Raw genomic sequence first — 15,792 nt, forward strand, 5'->3', positions numbered from 1 at the left:
GGTCCGCTGCGGTTGACGCGGGGCGGCGGACGGCTGGCCCCCCGCCCCCGCTTACGCGGCGAGGCTGACCAGGACCTGGTTCCGACCGCCGCGTTTCGCCTGATACAGCGCGGCGTCGGCGGCCTGGATCAATGTCGATCCGTCACGGGCCATGTCGTTCGTCCAACTGGCGATGCCGAACGACATGCTGGTCGAACCCAGCGTCTTGCCATGGTGCCGCACGACCTGTTCGGCGATCGCCTTGCGTACCATCTCCACCCGGTTCACCAACGCCTCGGCGGTCGTGCCGGGGGCGATGATCGTGAATTCCTCGCCACCGAAGCGGCAGATGACGTCGCCGTCGCGGAACCGCCCCCGCATCTCGGCCGCCACAGCCTTCAGGACGACGTCGCCGGCATCGTGCCCGAAATCGTCGTTGAACCGCTTGAAATGGTCGACGTCGCACATGACCAGGCTGAGCGGTGCTCCCGATCGCGATGCACGCGCGATCTCCAGCGTCAGCGCCTCTTCCATGTAGCGCCGGTTGAACAGCCCGGTCAGCGGGTCGCGGATCGTCTGTTCGCGCAACGAGCGCTGAAGGCGGTGATTGACCAGCGCCGATGCGATATTCTCGACCAGGACGGTCAGCCGGAAACGGCTCTCCTCCTCGAGCCGGCCGCGCAGGTAGAGCACGCCGATCACCTCCCCGCCCGCAAGCAGCGGCTCGCAGTGGTAGAGTTCGTCGGTGTCGGCATGGGCACAGACGATGTCGCCGTGCTTTTCGGTGACATAGTGGCTGCGGCCGCGGCGCAACGCCCAGCACTGATCCGGCGCGAATCCGTCGCGACCAATGTGCAGGCCGCCCCATTCGGCAATGGGGACCAGCATGTTGCGCGAGTTGTTGTGCGCATAGAGCGCGCCCGGCAGTGCAGGCAGCACGCGCGGCACGAACACCTGGATGATCGACGCCAGTTCATCGTCGGTCCGCGCCGCCTGCATCCGGTGGGCCATGCCGCCGAGCAGTTCGATGACTTCGCCGCGTTGGCGCAACGTCTCGCTATTGCCGTGCAGTTCGTCATTGGCGAGGCGGAGGCGCCGTTCGCTCTCCGTCTGTTCGGCCAACGCATCGTCGAGGCGTTCGACCATCGCGTTGTAGCCGCGCGCCAGCCGCGTGAATTCGCGCGACCCCATCTCGGCAGGAAGCCGGGCACGCCGCTCGGCAATACCTAGTTCCGTCATCGCCGCCATCATCAAATCGAGCGGGCGGCGGATGGCGCGGACCAGCAGCCAGAAGCCGATGATGACCAGCGCCACCACCGATGCGGCACCGATCAGCGCGATCCATTTGCCCGCAGCGAGCCGGCGATCGGCGGCGTTGTTCCGCGTCGTCTGCAACACACGCTCTTCGGCAAGGAAGCCGCGCGCGCGCAAGGTCAGCGCCTCCATCAGATCGAGACCGCGTCCGCTCGCGATGATCGCGGTCGCTTCGTCGAACCTGCCGCTGCGCCCCAGGCGGAGTGGGACGGCCAGCACGGCGATGCGTTCGGCCATCAGTCGCGCGATTTCCCGCGCGCGCGTCTGCTGCAACGGGTTGTCGGCGGTCAGCTGCACGACGCGCGCGACATCGCGCGAGGCGGCACCGACGCGCTGGTCGAACGAGCGGGCGTAGGCCAGATTATGGGTGAGAATGTAACCGCGCTGGCCCGACTCCGCCGCGTGCAGTTCGTCGAGCGCCGTTTCCATCGTCTCGATGACCGCCGCCGAATGCATGACGCGACGGAAGCTCTCATCGGTCCGGTTGGAGGCATCCGCCAGAAGCCCGGCCAGCGAAATCAACGCCACGACGACGACCACGCCCATGGCGGCGACGCGGGCAGAAAGGGAAGCGAACATGGCAATGGCTGTAGCAACCCCGCCTTGACGATCGGTTACCCGGTCCGACCGTGGTCGAGCGGTTCAGCTTGTCTTCTGCAACAGCGGTTCGATCCGCAGGTTGACGATGTCGCATTTGGCGGAACGGGTGAGGACGAACAGGATCGCCTCGGCGATTTCGGCGGGATCGAGCATCTCGCCGGCGTCGATCGCGGCCCGTTTTTCCGCCGGGCTGCACTGCTGCATTTCGGTATCGACCGATCCGGGCTGGATGACGCTGACCTTGATATTGCGGTCGGCGATTTCCTTGCGGAGCGTCTCGGCAAATGCCTGTATACCCGCCTTAGTCGCGGCATAGACGCTTTCGCCGACCGCCTTGATCTCGGTACTGATCGATCCGACGAACAGCAGGTGCCCGCCGCCAGCCGCCTCCATCCGGGCGATCGCGCGTTTGGCGCAGGCGAGATAGGCGGCAAGATTGACGTCGAGGACGTAGCGCCAGTCGGGATCGTCCATCTCGAAGATCGGATCGGCGCCGAGCGCGGCGCAGGCGACCAGCATGTCGATCCCGCCGAGCCGGTCGTCGACCGCCGCGAACAGCGCGTCGACGCCCTCCCCCGTCGCGACGTCGAGCGCGATGCCGGTGACGTCGCCCCCCGCCGCCTCCACCGCCGCGTCCAGTGTATCGCCGTGCCGGCCGCAGGTAACGACCCGCGCACCGGCCGCGGCGAGCGCGGTGAGCGTCGCGCGGCCGATGCCGCTGGTGCCGCCGGTGACGAGGATACGCTTGTTCACAAGGTCGGTCATGGTCATTCCCAGGTGAGGATCAGGCGGCCACTCGCCGGCACGCGATAGTCGATGCGGTCGGGGCTAGTCGCTTCGGCCTCGATCGGGTCGCCATTGGCGGTGACGAGGCTGCTATCGGTCAGGCGGCGGCGTTTCAGCCGGACGAGGCGGAGATTGGCGGTCCGCGTCTCGCCGCCATCGAGCTGGATCGACAGCGCGCGGTCGCCGATCCGCTCGACCGCACGCAGCAACAGGTCGCAATAGAGGCGGAACGGTGCCCCTTCGACATGGTGGAGCGCGCGTGAGGCGAAGATGAACGCCGCGCCCGCGCCATAGACTTCCTGTCCGACCTGTCCCGCCGGCTGCCCGTCGGGATAGAGGTCCTCGAGCGGGAACGACAGGGCGCGGTCGATATGGCCGTTCGCCTCGCGCTGTTCGGTGGCGATCGCATCGTCGGGCAGCGCGTCGGGATAATAATACCAGGCGCGCGACAGGACGTAGCGGCAATATTCGGCGATCAGCATCCGGGCGCCGGGTTCGAGATCGGGGCCGCCATCGTTCAGATATTGTTCGAAGGCGACGAAGCTGTCGAAACATTCGTACATCGCCATATATGGCGCGTCCTGCAGACAGGTGACCGCGAGGAACGTCTCGTAATGCGCGGCATGGCCGATCTGGCTGTCCCACAACAGGGCGTTGTGGAGGAAGCTGGCGAGATAGACATAGCTCTGCTCGCGATAGACGTCGCGATTGGTGATCCGCCACAACCGCATACAGGCGGCGGCACCCCAGGCGGTCAGGTTCGCCTGGTAATTGATGTTGAAGCGCAGGCCGATAGCCGCGTCGATAGCCGCGCGCGCCTCGTCCAGATAGGTCTTGTCGTCGGTCAGTTCGAATGCCTGCAACATGACCCAGGCATAGATGCCGCCGACATCGGTCTGGCCGCGCCCGTCGACCTCCGCCTCCTCGGTAATGACCGTGAAGTCGGTGACCTTGTACTGGATCGGCCAGCGATAGTCGAAATGGCGCGCGGTCTTTACCGCATAGCCGATCGAATCGAGAAACAGCCCGCGCGCCTGCCGGTCGCCGCCCAAGGCGAGGATGCCGAGGTTCAGCAGCGGGTGGTAGAGATACCAGCTGTCGACGGCATCGGCGTCCTTGTCCTTGCCGACATTGGGCAGATAGCGGCGCAGCGTCCCGAGATCGGCGTCGTAGAATTTGCGCAGCCCCGCCTTCAGTTCCTGTTCCAGCGGATGCGGATCGCCGCGCCATGTGCCCCATTGGTGAAGCGCGGTGATGACCGACATCTGCACCATGATGTCGGGATATTCGGCGGCGGTATAGGGATGGACGTAGCGATGCCCGTAATGGCGGATCGTCGCTTCGGGTGCGGTCGCCAGATCATGGGCGGCACGTTCGGCGCGGTCGGCCCAGTCGCGATAGGCGACCGGCGGCAGGTCGAGCACTTCATAGACCGCGGCCAGCATCTGCACGAACTGGCGCGCCGATTCCCGCTCGTGCGGCGGCGCTTCGTGGCGGAATACCAGGATCGTATCCGACAGCGTCACCGTCTCGCCCGGCGGCAGCGACACGTCGGCCGGATCGGCCTTGGCCGAGGGGATCGGCAGGGCATAGCCGATTTCGGGCCACGCGCCGCCGAGGCTTTCGCGCGGGGTGGTGCCGGTCGCGCGGTAATAGGAATTGGCGGCGGTCAGGTTCTGGACATAGAGGACGTTGCCGAAGCCGGGCTCGTCGATCCGGAAGTAGAGCAGGCCGGTGTTGAGGCCGCGCTGCGACGCCTCGACATTGCCCTTGGCGCGCAATGGATCGTCGTCTTGCCCCAAGGGGTAGAGGTCGCGCGGGCTGAACGGCAGGACGATCGCACGCGCGGGCGTAAAGACGGTGACGATCCGCAGCCGTTCGAGCGCGTCGCGATCGGCGCGGAACGACAGGATATGCTCGCCAATCGCACTGGTGAGGCGTAGCCGGGCGGCCTCGCCCGCGGTCGGGTCCAGCAGTTCGCAGGTGAACGGCGCGGCGACATAGGCGGCGCGGACCGCCAGCCCGCCGGCCCGTTCGCGCCGGACGACCGCAAAGACGGAATCGGTGCCGGCGTAGAGCGCGACGCCCAGTTCGCCGACATCGAATTGGGCCAGCGGCTTCGACCGCTCGCGCAACAGGTCGCGCAGCGCCAGCAAATGGGGGCTGACGGCCGGGGCTTCGGCAGTCGCCATCTGGTGCATCATCCTTCTCCCGCAGCGGCTTCGTAATGCCGCGACAATGCCGGCGCCGCCGGGGCAGTTCCTGAAACTTGCCTGAAAACAGCGACTTGCTAACCTGCGCTAGGACATTCGTTGCCGGTGCGCCGGTTGTGCGCGGCGCAGGCGGACGCGCAACCGGGCGTCGCGCAGCAATGCGCCGGGCAGGTCGGTCGCGGCGCGCAGGCCAGCGACCGAGGAGATGTTGCGGATCGACCGCCGCGTCTCGTTCAGCACCTGTCCGACCATCTCACGCCGTTCGATCGCGCCGCGTTCCTTGACCAGCGACAGGCGGTGGATGGCGTAGATGCCGATCAATCCGGCGAGCAGGAAATAGAAGTCCCAGGCGGTCAGCACGATCGGCAGCGTCCAGACGCCGTTCGGGCCGCTCCACCGCGCGACCAGTTCGAACTGGCGCGCGGCGAAAAATTGCGCGAGCAGCCCGCCGAGGATCGGGGCCAGCCCGGCGGCGATCGCGGTCGTCATCGCATTGGTCGCGACGTAGGCGGTCGCCGACCCCTTGGGCGACAGTTTCAGCGCGATATTGGTGCTGGCGAGCGTCACCCCGGCGATCGTCGCGCCCATCACCAGATGCAGCGCGACCAGCCACAGCTTGACCAGCGTCCGGTCGCCGAACTGCGACGCGCCGATCATCGCGACGATGGCGAGGATATAGGCGGGCGCGCAGACCGCGAGCACCGATTTATTGGCGAAGCGGTCACTCAGCCGGCCCCAGAGGCGCAGCGCGAGGATGTTGGCGATCTGGCTGACGACGCTGAGCAACAGCACGAAGCTGACGTTGAAATGCAGCTGGCGGACGATGAAGACCGTGAAGAACGGCGTGGCGAGGTTGATGGCGAATTGCCAGCTGGCGACGAACACCAGCAGCCGGCTGAAATTACGGTCGCGCAAGGGGGCGCGGAGCAGCGCGCGCAGGTCGATCGGCCCATCGGCGGGCGGCATCAGCGGTTCGGGCATCATTGCCACCAGCCGCGCGCTGATGAGGCCGGTGACGCAGCCCGCGACGAACATCGCCGCGAACACCATGTCGCGCGCGGTCGATCCCGCGGCGGTCCAGTCGAGCGCCAGCGCCGCCGCCAGACCCAGCACGAGGCTGATCGCGGTCAGCCAGATCGTCCGCCGGGCGAAGACGTCACCCAGCCGGTCCTCGGGCGCCAGATCACGCATCCATGCATTCCAAGCGCAGCCGCCGATCGCGCCCAGCCCGCACAGCACCATCTGCGCGGCAAGGAACGTCAGCAGCGCGGGCGTGCCGCCCGAAAAGGCGAGCAGCGCCATGACCAGCAGCATCAGGCGGCCGATGATGCTCGAGAATACCGCGATCGCCTTGCGCCGGCGCCAGCGCTCGACCAGCTGGATCGCCGGCAGTTGCAGCAACTGCGCCAGGAACGGGGTCGCCGCGAGCAGCCCGACCATCACGTTCGACGCACCCAGATGCAGCGCGAACGCGGTCAGGATCACGCCGCTGGTCAGCGCCGCCGCGCCGCCCGAAAAGGCGGCCTCGATCACCAGCAGCCGCAGGCCGCGTTCGCGGTCCGCCAGGGTCAGATCGGATTGGGGGTGCAGGCGCATCGCGATCGGGCAACGCCCGGGTGGCGGAACGGGTTCGTGCCGTCTGCGCGAACCCTGATCCATGTAACTGAAATATCCGGCATTTGTTCGCGACCATCAGGACGCTCGTTGGTTTTGTCGAACGATGAACGACGAACATCTATGGATCGCCGGCGGCTATGCCGATGCCGGTGCGGTGGGGCTGTATCTGCTGCGCAGTGCCCATGACCGGCTGCGGGTCGAGCGGGTGGTCGCCCCGGCGCAAAATGTGTCCGCCGGGGTCCGGCGGGGCAATTACTGGTATCTGGTCGACGAGGTCGCGGGCACGGTCGTCGTGCTCGATGCAGCAACCGGCTGGCGACAGGTCGCATGCTTCGCGTCGGGCGGCGATGCGCCCTGTCATCTGGCGCTGGACGCTGCGGCCACGCTGCTGGCGGTCGCGAATTACGGCGACGGGACGATCGCGCTGTTCGCAATCGACGACCATGGCCTGCCAAGCGGTGTACCCGATCGCTACCGCCATGACGGGCACGGTCCGGTCGCGGATCGGCAGGCGGGGCCGCATGCGCATTGGGTCGGCTTTGGGCCGGCGGGCGACCTGTACGTCACCGACCTCGGCAGCGACTGTATCCTGACGTTCGCACCGGAGGCGGGACAGCTGGGCACGCCGCGCATCGCCTATCGCGCGCCGGCGGGCAGCGGTCCGCGGCAGATCGCCTTTCACCCCAAGCTGCCGGTGCTGTATCTGGTGAGCGAACTCGCCTCGACATTGACCGTGCTCGACCGGCAGGTGGACGGGATGCTGGTCGCGCGCCAGACCGTGTCGACGGTGCCGGCGGGTGCGGACAATCTCGCCGGGGCGATCCTGCGCGACGGCGATCGCCTCTACGTCACCAATCGCGGCCATGACAGCGTCGCGCGCTTCGAGATCACAGCGGATGGATCGGTCCGGGCGATCGATGACCGGCCGAGCGGCGGCGTATCGCCGCGGTTCGTGGCGTTGGACGGCGATCGCCTGCTGGTCGCGCACGAGAAAACGGGCGGGGTCACGCTGGTGCCGATCGACGACGACCGCATCCTTGCCCGCGCCGATGTGCCCGGTGCCGCCTTTCTGGGAGCCTATGCATGAAAGCCGCGCTGAAGACCGCCGATGGCCGCTTCGAGATCGCCGAGGTCGACGCCCCCGACCTGCCCGCCGCCGACTGGGTCAAGGCGCGGGTGCGGATGGCGGGCATCTGCGGCACCGACCTGCGCCACTGGGAGAAGGCGGAGGAGGAACTGCATTGCTGCATCATGGGCCATGAACTGGCCGGCGAAGTGGTCGAGATCGGCGCGGACGTCACCCGCGTCGCGGTCGGCGACCGGGTGCTGATCGAATCGGTGCTCGGCTGCGGGAGCTGCGAATGGTGCCGGGTGCAGCAATATAATCGCTGTCCCGACCTGTACCCGACCCGGCGGGCAAGCGTGTGGCGCGCCTATGCCGAGCTGGTAGTCGGCCCGCAGCACAAGTTCCACAAGCTGCCCGACCAGATCGGCTATGACGATGCCACGCTGCTCGACACCTATGCGGTGGGGCTGCACGCGCAGCATCTCTCCGGCCTGACGATCAACGCGCGGGTCGCGATCATCGGCGCCGGGCCGATCGGGCTGGGCCAGTTGATGCTGGCGAAGGCGAGCGGGGCGGAGGTGCTCATCATCGATACCGTGCCGCATGCGCTCGAACTTGCCGAGCGACTGGGCGCCGATCGCGTCGTCCAATCGGACCACGAAGACCCGGTGGCGGCGATCCGCGCGATGACCAATGGGCGCGGCGCCGATATCGTGTTCGAATGCGCGGGCGGGGAATCGATGCCCGATACGCTGCCGCTCGCCACGCGGCTGGTGCGGCGCGGCGGCAAGGTGGTGATCGTCGGCGGCTTCGACGCGGGCGAGACCAGCATCGCGCTGGAATGGCAGCGTATCCAGATGTCGGAAATCACGCTGATCCCCAGCGCCAGCTTCGCGTTTCACGACCTGTATTCCGAACAGGCAACGGTGCTCGACCTGCTCACGCGCGGCAAGCTACGGACTCAGGAGCTCATCACCCACCGCTTCCCGCTTGAGCGCATCAACGAGGCGTTCGAAACCGCGCAGGACGGGCGGCGGACCGGTGCGATCTTCGTCGGGCTGACGATCGGGTGAAAGAATTTACGCAAGTTACAGTCCGGTGCTTTCGACGGAACGCGCCTGCCGGCGACCCGTTGGCCGTTGCGATGACCGTGCTGCCCGTCGCAGCCGGGTTCTATCGTGGAGCGTAACGCATGACCGACCACCCCACCCCGCCCTATCCCGAGCAGCAGCAGTCGATCCCCGGCCGGACCGAGGCGATGGACCCGCGTCCCGACCATGGCGAGGACAGTTACCAGGGATCGGGCCGCTTGGCGGGCAAGAAGACGATCATCACCGGCGGCGACAGCGGCATCGGCCGTGCGGTCGCGATCGCCTTTGCCCGCGAAGGTGCGGACGTGCTGATCTCCTACCTCGACGAACATGATGATGCCGAGGCGACGCGCAAGCTGGTCGAGGCCGAGGGGCGGCAGGCGGTGCTGGTCGCCGGCGACCTGTCCGATCCGGCGCATTGCCGCGACGTGATCGCGAAGGCCGCCGAAGCATTCGGCCGGATCGACGTGCTGGTCAACAACGCCGCGCACCAGCGGACGTTCGACAAGATCGAGGACATTCCCGACGAGGAATGGCAGCAGACCTTCGCCACCAACATCCATGCGATGTTCTACCTGTCGAAGGCGGCGGTCGCGCATATGGGCGAAGGGGCGTCGATCATCAACACGACGTCGATCAACGCGCAGGACCCCAGCCCGCAACTGCTCGCCTATGCGACGACCAAGGGCGCGATCAACAACTTTACCTCCGGTCTCGCCCAGCTGCTCGCCGATCGCAAGATCCGGGTGAATGCGGTGGCGCCGGGGCCGGTATGGACGCCGCTGATCCCGTCGACCATGCCCGAGAAGGCGGTCAAGTCGTTCGGCGAGAACACGCCGCTCGGCCGCGCAGCGCAGCCCGCCGAACTCGCCCCGCCTTATGTCCTGCTGGCCAGCGACGAGGCGAGCTATATCACCGGCGCGACCATCCCGGTCACCGGCGGGCGGGCGTTCCTCTAACGATGGCGCGGCGGCCGGTCAGGTCGCCGCCGCCCACCCGAGGCGGAGCGTGCCCCCCGCGCTGCCTGCGGCTGCCGTGCCGCCGCGGGCGACGATCCCTGCGGCCACGGCGCGGCGCTGGCCGGCGGTGCCGCCATCGACCGCAATTGCGCGCCCCAGCCGCGCCGATCCCCATGCCGCCGCGTCGAGCGCACCGCTGTCGATGACGCCGGCATCGATAGGGATGGCCGGCAGCGGCGCATCGGCCGGCGGGGAAAGCTGGACCTGCCATGCGGTCAGCGTCCGCTGCGCCCGTGCCTCCAGCGCACGGTATCCGGCCATGCCGAGCCCCGGCAGCGGCGCGGCGGTGGCCCGCAGCGTCCGAGTGGCCGGATCGGCTTCGGCTCGCGAGCCATCGTTTCCGGCGATCAGCGCGAGATCGGCGAGCGCACGCTGCTGTTCGCGGTCGGGATCGGGCGTAGTGACCGCGGCGCGCGCGATCTGTGCCGCCTCGACGCCGCCGGCACCCGGATCGACGCGCAACTGGTCGACATGCAGGTCGATCCTGCGGCCGAGCCGGTTCTGCAGGTCGGCGACGAGCACGCGATCCGCCTCCGGATCGAGCGTCGGCGTCAGCACGACCGCACGGACCCGGATCGGCGTCGCGGCATAGTCTATATCGAGCTGTCCCAGCCGCGAAGCGTCGGGAAAGCGGTCGCGGATCGTATCGCGCACCTGCCGCTGGGCGACCGCCTCGAACGCGATCTGGCGCAGGCCGGTGCCGAGCGGCACCGACAGCACGCCCAATGCCACGACGAACAGCATCAGCTGCCATCCGGTATGCTGCGGCGACAAATGGCTGCCGAAGCCATAGACGCGTGCGACCAGCGCGGCGGTCAGCGCGATGGTGATCGCGTTGGTCAGGAACAACAGCAGCGATCCCGAAAACACGGTCCAGTTCAGCGTGGCGATGCCGAATCCGACCACCGCCAGCGGCGGCATCAGCGCGATGGCGATGGCGACGCCGACGACCGTGCCGCCCCGCCCGCGGATCAGCGCATAGGCGCCGGCGACCGCCGACAGCAGCGCGACGAGCAGGTCGAACAGCGTAGGCCGGGTGCGGCCGGCAATCTCGCTGGTGATCGTTTGGATCGGCGACAGGCTGACCAGCACCACCGACAGCGCGACCGCGATCGCCGCGCCCGCGACCAGCGCGATCGCCGCGCGCCGGATCTCGCGCGTGTCGAGCGTTGCGATGCCGAACCCGAGGCCGATGATCGGCATCATCAGCGGCGACAACAGCATCGCCCCGATCAGCACCGCGACCGACGGCATCAACAGCCCCAGCAGCGAAATCGCCGCCGACACGACGATCAGGAACGCATAGCGCCCCGACCACCCCGAATCCTCGGCGATCTGGCGCAGGACCGCGTCATGATCCACCCCTCCGACGACCCATATCGACCACCAGCGGCGCGCCTTTTCCCGGCCTTCTGCCGTCGTTGCCGTCATTCCATCGTCGCTCCCGCCCGTTCCATCCGATACGTCCAACGTGCGGTGCACCATAACGTCGCACTGCCGGATTTGAACAGGCGATGGGGTCAGCGGCGGTCGAGGGTGAGCAGCGCGACCCCCTGCCGTGGCAGGGCGATGATGAAGGACCGGCCGCCGGTGGCGCTCACCGTTTCCGGCTGCATCGCCGATGCCGCCTCCAGTTCGGCATATTGTTTTTCGTTGGGCGACTGCGGCGATCCCACGCGCTGCCATGCGGTGAAGGCGTTCGCATGGTCGCCATCGACGCGCCATAGCGTCGCCGATCCGGCCTTCATCCCGGCGAGATCGAGCTTCACTTGCGCGACCGGCCCGGCGACGTCGTCGTCGTGATAATGCCACAACAGCACCGCGACCCGGCCGTCGGGCGTCCGCGTTGCCAGCGCGCCGATATCGGCGTCGCCGCGCACCCCGTCGCGGACGATCGTGTCGAGCGGCAGCTGCGCGCTGCTGGTCGCGGCGATGCGTTCGGGACCCAGTTTCGCGAACATGCGGAAGACGTTGAGCACCGGCAGATCGACGCCGTTGGTCGATAGCTGGCGGTACCCGGCGAACCATGGCTGGTCCTCGAACTCGAACGACCAGGACAGGATGCCGTCCAGATTGACCTTCCGCCGTGCCGCCAGATCCCAGATGCGCGCGAAGCTGGCGGCGGTGTAGCTCGAATACATGGTGCCGTTGCGGTAGGCGTTTTGCGGCCCCGGACAAGCCGCGCAGCCTTCGGGATCGCTCTCGCCGATCACGATCGGCTTTGCGGCGAGCGCGGGGAAGCCGGCGACGCGGGTGAAGCCGCGGTCGACGTTGCGCAGATGCGTCGACAGCCCCATGCGGACATGGCCGTCGACGAAGCTCGGCGCGCCTTTCGCATGGAAGGACAAGAAGTCGGTCGGCGTGCCGGTCTGGCCGGTCACGTAATTTTTGCCCGACGCGACATGGCGCATGAAGCCGTCCATGAAGTCGCCGGCGACCGCGACGTCGGGACCGCCGACCTTCGCGGTCGGCAGCGCGCGGCGCACCGCGTCGATCGCGAAATCATGCAACTTGTTGAAGTCCTCGGGCGATGCCTGCCAGTAGAATTTCGAATCCGGCTCGTTCCAGACTTCGAAATACCAACGGTTCACCTCGTCCGCACCATAGCGTTCGACATTATGCCTGGTCCATTGATAGACCAGTTCGGCCCATTTTTCGTAGCTGCTCGGCGGATAGGTCCAGCCGGTGGCGATCAGCCGGTAATCGAAGCCCGGGCGCCAGCTATGCTGGTAGGGCGTCCCCTTGGGCGCGGTCGACAATGCTTCGGGCATGAAGCCGATCTGGAGGTAGGGGCGGACGCCGCGCGCCAGATAGGTGTCGATGATGTTGTCGACGATCGTCCAGTCATAGACCGGCTTGCTGTCCGGACCCTCGGTATAGGCGTTGGTGCTGCCCCATTTGAATGCGGCGGTGCCGTCGCCGGTGCTGAGCAGATTGTGCGCGCGGAAGAACACCTCGCCCGGTTTCAGTTCGCCCAGTTCGACCAGCAGCTTCCGCCCATCCTTCATCGTCGCGTAATTGGGTTCGTCGGCACCGAAGAAGCGCCACGCCGGCGGCAACGGCCCCAGCGATTTGCGCGCATCGACCGTGACCGACACTTCGCGAACCGCCGCCGGTGCCGCAGCGGCGGCGGGCCGCGTCTGTGCCACTGCGGCCGTTCCCGGCAGCAACGCGGCGGCCAGCGCCGCCAGTTCGGGAAAACGGATCATGCGCCTCTCCTCCATTGGTTGTCGCTCGATCCATGGGCCGCTTCCGCGCGAACCTCTTGCCGAACCGATTGTTTACTCCTACAAAAAAGCTGACGGCCGCAAGCGGTAATTGCGTACGGCGATGATTTGGATCACGACCCAGGCCATTGACTTCGAAGGGATCGTATCGCCCTTGTGATGTGGTCGCGGTCTGTCGCGAACTCCTGTCCGAAAGGCGATCCGTGTTGCGATTTCCCCTGCTAAGTCTCGGCACCCTGTTCTTGCTGCCTGGTTGCGGCACGTCCCAGCCGGCGCAGAACGCGACCGCGCCGGAGGCAGCGGCGCCCGTCAATTACGGCACGGCGACGCCGGCCAAGACCAAGCCGTTCAAGACCGCGACCATCGCAACCTTCGACAATCCATGGGCGCTGGCCTTCCTGCCCGACCAGCGGATGTTAGTGACCGAGAAGCCCGGCGGGCTGTGGCTGGTCGCCGCGTCAGGCACCAAGACGGCAGTCTCGGGCGTGCCCAAGGTGCATTTCGAGGGGCAAGGCGGGCTGTTGTTCGTGGCGACCTCCCCCGATTTCGCGCAGACCCGGCACGTCTACCTGACCTATTCCGAACCGGGCGAAGGGGGCGACGGGCTGGCGCTGGCGCGCGGCACGCTCGATCTGAACGGTTCGCAGCCGGCGTTGCGCGACGTGCAGGTGCTGTGGCGGCAATTGCCGCGCGGTGCCGGCGGGCAGTTCGGCGGCTATATCGCCTTCTCGCCCGACGGCCGCTACCTGTTCCTGACCTCGGGCGAGCGGCAGCGCTTCACGCCGGCGCAGGACCCCGATCAGGCGCTGGGCAAAATCCTGCGCCTGACGCTCGACGGCAAGCCCGCCCCCGGCAATCCGCAGGCGGGCAAGACCGGCGCGACCGTGATCGGCATCATCGATCCGCCCGAAAATACCGGCGCGGCAGCGAAGGCGGCGGTGCGCAAGACCGAGATGCCGGCACCCAATCTGACGCCGGCCGAAACCTGGTCGACCGGGCATCGCAATCCCTATGGCCTCGCCTTCGACGCGCAGGGGCGGTTGTGGGAAACCGAGATGGGACCGCAGGGCGGCGACGAATTGAACCTGATCGAAGCGGGCGGCAATTATGGCTGGCCGGTCGTGTCCTATGGCAAGAATTACGACGACACGCCGATCGCATCGCCCGCCGGGAACGCCAAATTCCGCGAGCCGGCGCTCTACTGGACACCGGTGATCGCGCCGGCGGGCCTCGCCTTCTACAACGGCAACATGTTCCCGCAGTGGCGCGGCTCGGCATTCGTCGGCGGACTGGCCGCAACGGCACTGGTGCGGATCGCGTTCGACGGCACGACCGCGCGCGAGGCGGAACGTTGGGACATGGGCGCGCGCATCCGCGCGGTCATGGCCGGGCCGGACGGCGCGCTGTGGCTGCTGGAGGACGGCAGCGACGGGCGGCTGCTAAGGCTCACCTCGCCACGCGCGGGTTGATCCTCTTAACTGCTGGTCCAGCTGCCGCCGAGGCTGCGGAACAGGTCGATCTGCGCATCGGCGATCTGCGCGTCGGCCAGCGCCAGTGCTGCTTCGGTATCGGCGAAGGTGCGTTCGGCATCCAGTTGCGCGAGGCTGTCGATCTGCCCCTCGCGCTGCTGGGCACGGGTGATGCGCGCGGCGACCGCCGCCTGATCGCGCGCCGCCTGTAGCGCGGTGCGGCGGTCGAGCGCGCGGGCATAGTTCGACAGGGCCGTCTCGGTCTCGCCCAGCGCGGTAAGCACCACGCCGTCGAACGTCGCGAGGGCCGCCTGACTGTTCGCCTCCGCCCCGGCGATCCGGGCGCGCGCCTTGGCCGGATTGACGTTCCAGCTGAGCAGCGGACCGAGCAGCCAGTTGAGCGGCCCCGCACCGAACACATTGCCAAGCCCCGTGCCGGTCGATCCGATCGATCCGCCGAGACTGATCCGCGGATAAAGATCGGCGGTCGCCACCCCGATCCGCGCGGTCGCCGCCGCCAGACGGCGTTCGGCGGCGCGGACATCGGGTCGCCGTGCCAGCAGCGCCGCGCCGTCGCCGACCGGGATCGGTTGCGCCAGTCGCAGCGTCGCGCTGCGTTCCGACGCGATCGTGGGCAGTTCGGCCGGGGTCCGCCCGGTCAGCGTGGCGAGACGGAACAGTGCCGCCTGCCGCTCGGCGGCAATGGCGGGGATATCCGCCTGTCGCTGGTTGCGCAGCGCGGCGATCCGTGCGGTATCGAGTCCGGTGGTCAACCCGACCCGCGCCCGCCCCTGCGTTACCCTGAGCGACCGGTCGATCAGCGCGACGATGCGTTCCGCCACCGCCAGTCGTTCGGCGGCAGCGGCAGCGTCGGCATAGGCGCGGGTGGTATCGGCGACCACCGCGACGCGAACGCTGTCGGCGTCGGCCTCAGCCGCGCCAACCTCGCCACGCGCCGCCTCGACAGTGCGGCCGATGCGCCCGAACAGGTCGACCTCATAGGCGACGTCGAGACCGGTATCGACGGTCCAGTTCTCGCGGTCGAGGCCGGGGGGACGCTGGATCGCCGACAGCCGGCCATAGGTCGCGCTGGCCCCCGCCGTCCCCTGTGGCTGGCGGTCGCCGCGCACCTCGCGCAGCGATGCGCGGGCGGCGGCGAGCCGCGCGACGGCGACGCGGATGTCGGTATTGGCCGCCAGCGCGTCGGCGATCAGCCCGTCGAGCACCGGGTCGCGATAGAGTTGCCACCAGCGATCATCGGCTGCCGCGGTCGTGTTCACCGCCGGACCGGCGGCGACGAACGGGCCGGCGGCGGCCGATGGCGTGACCGGAGCGCGATAGTCGGGACCGACCGTGCAGGCGGCGAGCGCCAGCGTGGCGGCGGAGGCGAGGAGGATGCGGACCATGATCT

The 15,792-nt window shown here is 68.0% G+C and carries 11 protein-coding genes; 4 read left to right on the top strand and 7 right to left on the bottom strand.

The features are described 5' to 3' along the window. Positions 1 to 51 precede the first annotated feature (51 nt). The 4 genes from ACTHQV_RS07980 to ACTHQV_RS07995 all read right to left on the bottom strand — a co-directional run bounded on the left by ACTHQV_RS07980 (position 52) and on the right by ACTHQV_RS07995 (position 6,488). Positions 52 to 1,872: a diguanylate cyclase gene (locus ACTHQV_RS07980; RefSeq protein WP_440489440.1), complete on the bottom strand. Its 1,821-nt coding sequence runs from the start codon at positions 1,870 to 1,872 to the stop codon at positions 52 to 54. A gap of 63 nt (positions 1,873 to 1,935) precedes the next feature. Beyond that, positions 1,936 to 2,658, bottom strand: coding sequence for an SDR family oxidoreductase (locus ACTHQV_RS07985; RefSeq protein ID WP_440489442.1), 723 nt, complete (start codon positions 2,656 to 2,658; stop codon positions 1,936 to 1,938). Between the two features lie 2 nt (positions 2,659 to 2,660). Then, positions 2,661 to 4,871 (bottom strand): hypothetical protein, encoded by a 2,211-nt coding sequence (locus ACTHQV_RS07990; RefSeq protein WP_440489444.1) that lies wholly within the window; start codon positions 4,869 to 4,871, stop codon positions 2,661 to 2,663. A 108-nt stretch (positions 4,872 to 4,979) separates the two neighbouring features. Next, on the bottom strand, positions 4,980 to 6,488 hold the full coding sequence (locus ACTHQV_RS07995; protein WP_440489445.1) for an MFS transporter: 1,509 nt from the start codon (positions 6,486 to 6,488) through the stop codon (positions 4,980 to 4,982). 124 nt (positions 6,489 to 6,612) lie between these two features. Between ACTHQV_RS07995 and ACTHQV_RS08000 the strand changes: the two genes are divergently transcribed. The 3 genes from ACTHQV_RS08000 to ACTHQV_RS08010 all read left to right on the top strand — a co-directional run bounded on the left by ACTHQV_RS08000 (position 6,613) and on the right by ACTHQV_RS08010 (position 9,625). After that, positions 6,613 to 7,596 (top strand): lactonase family protein, encoded by a 984-nt coding sequence (locus ACTHQV_RS08000; RefSeq protein WP_440489447.1) that lies wholly within the window; start codon positions 6,613 to 6,615, stop codon positions 7,594 to 7,596. After that, complete coding sequence (locus tag ACTHQV_RS08005) at positions 7,593 to 8,648, top strand: zinc-dependent alcohol dehydrogenase (protein WP_440489448.1); 1,056 nt, start codon at positions 7,593 to 7,595, stop codon at positions 8,646 to 8,648. The genes ACTHQV_RS08000 and ACTHQV_RS08005 overlap by 4 nt, the downstream gene beginning before the upstream one ends. Before the next feature lie 119 nt (positions 8,649 to 8,767). Continuing rightward, positions 8,768 to 9,625: an SDR family oxidoreductase gene (locus ACTHQV_RS08010; protein ID WP_440489450.1), complete on the top strand. Its 858-nt coding sequence runs from the start codon at positions 8,768 to 8,770 to the stop codon at positions 9,623 to 9,625. Between the two features lie 18 nt (positions 9,626 to 9,643). Here the strand turns inward: ACTHQV_RS08010 and ACTHQV_RS08015 are convergent, their stop codons facing one another. Next, the gene (locus ACTHQV_RS08015) at positions 9,644 to 11,116 is read right to left on the bottom strand and encodes a DUF389 domain-containing protein (RefSeq protein WP_440489452.1); all 1,473 of its coding nucleotides are present in this window, start codon (positions 11,114 to 11,116) and stop codon (positions 9,644 to 9,646) included. Between the two features lie 89 nt (positions 11,117 to 11,205). After that, positions 11,206 to 12,894 carry a GH39 family glycosyl hydrolase gene (locus ACTHQV_RS08020; RefSeq protein WP_440489453.1) on the bottom strand — a complete coding sequence of 563 codons (1,689 nt, stop codon included), beginning with the start codon at positions 12,892 to 12,894 and terminating at the stop codon, positions 11,206 to 11,208. 221 nt (positions 12,895 to 13,115) lie between these two features. Between ACTHQV_RS08020 and ACTHQV_RS08025 the strand changes: the two genes are divergently transcribed. Further along, a complete protein-coding gene (locus tag ACTHQV_RS08025) occupies positions 13,116 to 14,381 on the top strand; it encodes a PQQ-dependent sugar dehydrogenase (RefSeq protein ID WP_440489455.1) in 1,266 nt (421 codons plus the stop codon). A 5-nt stretch (positions 14,382 to 14,386) separates the two neighbouring features. On the opposite strand, the gene ACTHQV_RS08030 is transcribed toward ACTHQV_RS08025, so the two are convergent. Next, positions 14,387 to 15,787 (bottom strand): efflux transporter outer membrane subunit, encoded by a 1,401-nt coding sequence (locus ACTHQV_RS08030; RefSeq protein WP_440489456.1) that lies wholly within the window; start codon positions 15,785 to 15,787, stop codon positions 14,387 to 14,389. Positions 15,788 to 15,792 lie beyond the last annotated feature (5 nt).

Origin of the sequence: Sphingomonas sp. SAFR-052 (genome assembly GCF_051965015.1) — a bacterium.
Lineage (GTDB): Bacteria > Pseudomonadota > Alphaproteobacteria > Sphingomonadales > Sphingomonadaceae > Sphingomonas.

What these genes read in the sequence shown, in the direction of transcription:
- ACTHQV_RS07980 (WP_440489440.1), bottom strand. Translation starts at nt 1,872, where the DNA reads ATGTTCGCTTCCCTTTCTGCCCGCGTCGCCGCCATGGGCGTGGTCGTC.
- ACTHQV_RS07985 (WP_440489442.1), bottom strand. Translation starts at nt 2,658, where the DNA reads ATGACCGACCTTGTGAACAAGCGTATCCTCGTCACCGGCGGCACCAGC.
- ACTHQV_RS07990 (WP_440489444.1), bottom strand. Translation starts at nt 4,871, where the DNA reads ATGGCGACTGCCGAAGCCCCGGCCGTCAGCCCCCATTTGCTGGCGCTG.
- ACTHQV_RS07995 (WP_440489445.1), bottom strand. Translation starts at nt 6,488, where the DNA reads ATGCGCCTGCACCCCCAATCCGATCTGACCCTGGCGGACCGCGAACGC.
- ACTHQV_RS08000 (WP_440489447.1), top strand. Translation starts at nt 6,613, where the DNA reads ATGAACGACGAACATCTATGGATCGCCGGCGGCTATGCCGATGCCGGT.
- ACTHQV_RS08005 (WP_440489448.1), top strand. Translation starts at nt 7,593, where the DNA reads ATGAAAGCCGCGCTGAAGACCGCCGATGGCCGCTTCGAGATCGCCGAG.
- ACTHQV_RS08010 (WP_440489450.1), top strand. Translation starts at nt 8,768, where the DNA reads ATGACCGACCACCCCACCCCGCCCTATCCCGAGCAGCAGCAGTCGATC.
- ACTHQV_RS08015 (WP_440489452.1), bottom strand. Translation starts at nt 11,116, where the DNA reads ATGACGGCAACGACGGCAGAAGGCCGGGAAAAGGCGCGCCGCTGGTGG.
- ACTHQV_RS08020 (WP_440489453.1), bottom strand. Translation starts at nt 12,894, where the DNA reads ATGATCCGTTTTCCCGAACTGGCGGCGCTGGCCGCCGCGTTGCTGCCG.
- ACTHQV_RS08030 (WP_440489456.1), bottom strand. Translation starts at nt 15,787, where the DNA reads ATGGTCCGCATCCTCCTCGCCTCCGCCGCCACGCTGGCGCTCGCCGCC.